General features: G+C 53.5%; 2 protein-coding genes. Both read right to left on the bottom strand.

Features of this window, described 5'->3' with window-relative positions:
• Positions 1 to 2,264 (bottom strand): neuraminidase-like domain-containing protein (locus JL015_RS27420; RefSeq protein WP_268939684.1); only part of this gene is annotated, 2,264 nt, incomplete at its 3' end.
• An 86-nt stretch (positions 2,265 to 2,350) separates the two neighbouring features.
• The coding region (locus tag JL015_RS27415) for a Tc toxin subunit A-related protein (protein WP_445177114.1) at positions 2,351 to 4,312 on the bottom strand (1,962 nt) is incomplete at its 5' end.

Raw genomic sequence — 4,312 nt, 5'->3', positions numbered from 1 at the left:
TTGTTGATTTTGGGGGCGATAGGGTCGACGCCGCCTTCGGATTCCCAGGTGAGTTCTATTTCGGTGGACTTCATTGCGTCACCTACACTCTCCCCCGAGCTTTTTTCATCTACTCCTGTTCCATGAGTTATATAGAATTTTTTTTGGTTTTCGATAAATGTGGTGCCTTCCAGTTTTGGGAGCAGGGTAGACTTGTCAAAAGGTATATCAACGGTGAAAAGACTCGGGCTGATTAACGAGTCTTGGGGGGCACTGTATTTGATTTTTTTTTGGTCGGCGTATGGAAGCTTCATGTCCAGAGGTATCATGAACTCTTGATTTAAACTGTAGTGTGTATATCCTTCCAGTGGCCCATAAGATGCGCTGTAGGTGTGTGTTGTTTCGGAGTCCAGCAGGTTTATACATCCTGATGTTATGAGTGTTGGGTCAATGGCCGTGTTACCCATTAGAATATCAATGGTGCTGGGCATGACAAACCCGTTTTCAAGATCTACTGTAGTTACCTTGCCCGCGACAGTCTTGACACTGTAATGCGAGTGGTCAGGGTCGAGCAGAAAGTTCATAAGCCCTAAAAACAGCTCTTCATTGTTGTAAAGCATGTCGAACGAGATGTGACTTTCCAGGCTGACTAATGGCTCTATATGAAGTGTGGATCCTGTAGCAAGTCTCACCAGTCCTTCTTCGCGAGGTGCGAGTACTAGCGTGAGTTTCCATACACCCATGGTATCATTGGTGAATTCGATATCCATAGTCTCGATGGGTATTTGTATGTCGGAGCTTATGGCCGTAGTAAGTCTGATTGTTGAGAGTGCATAGTCAATGGTCGGGGAGTATTTTGGCTCCATGTTTTCTATTTTTTCTTGAAGGCTTTCATAATTCCACCACGGGCTCTCGGGTGTGGGAGCAGTTGTTTTTACAGTTTTGAATCCGATACGGATATTCCACGTAAACTGAAAATTCCCCTTGTTCTTCAGTGCCAGTGCCCAACAGATTTTACGAATTTGATTTTCATTAGGTTCGGCTTTTGTACTGTCATAGTTGTCATCGACAAAACCGTCTTTGGGAAACGATCTTTCCTTATTGAAGTTTTTGTCAATTAACGCGGTTTCAAGCAGTGCGTAATCTGAGGTGGATCCGTCCATATCACCACTGACCAGATGTTCACCGGCATAGATCGCGATAAACAGGGATTCCGGTGAAGCTGAAAGATCAAACACGGCAATGCTGTTCAGATCGTTTTCAAGGTTGACCGTCTTGCCTGCCCGGGTAAAAGTTTTGAGTGACGTGATGTCCATGTAAATCAGTGGTGCGCTCCAGGAGTCATCATATTTCTTGTACGAGATATTGAAGAGCAGGCGCACCTTGGGGTTGGATGTCGGTGGGGGTGGCGGAATAATGGGAATGCTGCCATCTGTACCGGGTTTGATACTTTCTGTTGGCAGTGTGACTTCAATCTCTTCCGACACAGGAATCATATCCACCCAGGTCACGAACAGCCGGTTATTGAAAAATACCGGGCGAAGGGTGCGCTCCAGAGTATTGGCATTGACCCCGATTTCTGCCCGCTTCCAGTCCGACCATGCACCAGGCGTCGGGTAGTCGTGTTTGGGGCCTTCAGTGCCTTCCTTGTAGGCCCGCTCGTTCATATCGACCGTGCGCCAGTAATAGATATTCTCGGCGCGAGACTTGCCAATGAAGTAATACTTGCCTTCAGCAAAACGCTCCGTATCGATATAACCATTGATGATGGTCAGGTTCGCCACTTCCTCGAAACTGGCGAGGTAGGACTTCACGGCTTCCTGTGTCGTATCGATACTGATCTTGTTCTGGTTGATATCGTTTTCCAGATTTTTGAAGTAACCGGATTTCTTCAACCGCAAGGCCGGGGAAATGAAGGTTTCCGGGTAGAGCGCCAGTTGCATGTTGGCGGCCCAGATCGGGTACTGGCTGCTGCGCTCGCGCCATTCGACGAAGTTTGCTTCGGTGGGTTGCAACAGGTCATAGCCGGGCTCCATGCCCATCAATGTTCCGTTGATGAACTGCTGAATACTGCCGATGGCTGAGGCCACGTAACTGGTTTCGACTTCATTGATGACCTGATTGTCGATCAGGAAAAACTCATACAGATCGTTGGCAGTTTTCAGGCGTTGGTCCAGACCCAGACTCCTCAGTAAAGGGGAATTGGGAACCACCTCACCCAGGTAATAAGCGACCAGTGCATCCCGAAAGGATTCGTTGAGCTGGCTATCAATGGAGCGAGACATATTTGGAGCCTCCATGGCAATTGATGAAGATCCGTTCGTTCAGTACTCAGCTATTGGCCGCCATGACGGCATTACTGACGTCTTCATTAGCGGCTTTTCGCGGTGTAGCGCACGTGGACGATGATGTCGGTAATCGCAGCGATCATGTCCTCCTGGCTGGCACTGAACTTCAAGGCCCAGCGTGAAATTGCTCCGGTGCCTTCAAAGGGCAGGTAACGCTCGTCATCGAAGTTGAAAACGAACAGGCCGTCGTCGTCGACGCCGGTCGACACTGCAATCTGCTGGCTGGCGCGCATGTTTTCCTTCGGTGCCCCTTGCGGGCCATTCATCTGCACGGCGTTATAGGTTTGCGTGAGGGTGGCGCGAATGTCCTGATAAGGGCCGACGGTCACCGGCAGCGAAACGCTGACGCGCTTGATGCGGCGCAGGTAGTGGCCGGGATAGTCGGCGTCGAGCATCGCCTGGGTGATTTCGAATTCGGCGATGCCTTCCTCTGCCAGACGGGCGACCACGGCATCCCAGCCGACGTTGATGCTGGGCTCTTCTTCGGTGGAGACAGGCAACTGCTTCACCGACACCGTCTTGAGGATTTCCAGCTTGCGGTCGTTGCGTGCCAGGTACGCCGCATCCATGCGCAACAGGTCCAGCTTGAGCGATTCGCCGGCGGTCAGGCCACGCCAGGTGTCTTTCCAGGCGGCGGGCTGAATGAAAGTGGTGGAGTAGTCGGCAATTTCGTATTGCCAACAGGCTTGGGCGGCCAGGCACAAAGAGAACGTGGCGTCGTAGGCCTGATAGTAAAAAGTCGAGAACTGGCCGTTGAGCCATTGGTACAGCTGGCTATTGGTAAAGCGTTTGTTGAGAAATGCATAAACGACTTCGGCCTGCAGTCTGGCTTCCTGAGCCTGACGCAACTGCAAGGCGGTGACGCGAGCCTGGGCGTCATGCACGGCCAGTTGTGCGACGATCTGTTCGGATTCCAGATGCGCCTGTTGGTATGCATTAACCCACTCCTGCTGGCGGCGGCGTAATATTTCCGCTCGTTCCAGAGCGTCACCGATACTATCTTCGAGTGTGGCGAGAGCTTGCGCGCCGATGGCGACCATCTCGGGAATGCCCTCTATTTCAAAACCACCTACAGCGCCGCCTGCCGCTGCTCCGACGGCCATCCCGCCAATCAGGCCACCATGAGCTCCCCCATGGTTGGGAACTACTTTCATCGCCGCGGCGGCAGTTGACGAGATGGCCGCCACCCCGCTGAACACCTTGGCACCCATATGGGATGCAGCAGCAATGATCTCTGTGTCAGTGACGTTTTCTTCCGCCAGTTTGCTGTAGAAGCTGGCCCGGGCATCGGCTATGGCTTTGCCGGCTTGCAGCGCCTTGCGCGCTTCGATTTCGACCTTCTGCGCCTCCAGCTGCAAGTCGATGGCGTACTGCGCGAATTCCCAGACCTGCTGCTGTTGCAGTTCCATCAACTGCCCTTGTTCCTTGCGTTCGATGATCGACAGCAGGGTATTGCCGAACTGGATCAGGTTATCCACTGCGCTACTTGCCCGGTTGAACATCACCGCGTAGCGGTAGTGCGGAATTTCCTGGGCCAGCAGGCTGCCCGCACCGCCTTCGGTGGCGCCATTGGCGTAGGCGGCGAGCAGGGCGCGAGGGTCCAGAGGCGCGGCAAACAGCGGCAGAGACAAGGGTTTGCCATCCAGGGTCAGGTTGTGGCGCAGGTTGTACAGACGCGATTCGACCATGTCCCAGTACCTGGTCAACTCGGCATTCATGGGGACGATGAAGTGGCCGTTGTCTTCCTCCACCAGTGTCGGGTCGCTGCCAAAGGTGCTCAGGCGCAGTGACGGCTGAGTGAAGCTGATCACTGCCTTGCCTTCGTTGGCCGCTGCGCTGGCGCGGACTTGTTGCTCCTGTTCGATCAGTTGCGTCTCGAACTCGCGCAGGCCAGGGTTACTGGCTCCGGCCAGATCCCCCAGTTTGATCGGTGTCCACTGGCTGGTGATCACGGCATCGGGCCGCGGGCCGAGCAGGTCGAGGAT

Source organism: Pseudomonas cichorii (assembly GCF_015471405.1).
In the GTDB taxonomy this organism is placed as follows: Bacteria; Pseudomonadota; Gammaproteobacteria; order Pseudomonadales; family Pseudomonadaceae; genus Aquipseudomonas; species Aquipseudomonas serbiensis.
Note: the sequence above shows the minus strand (reverse complement) of the source record. Positions and strands in the feature narration are given on the sequence as shown.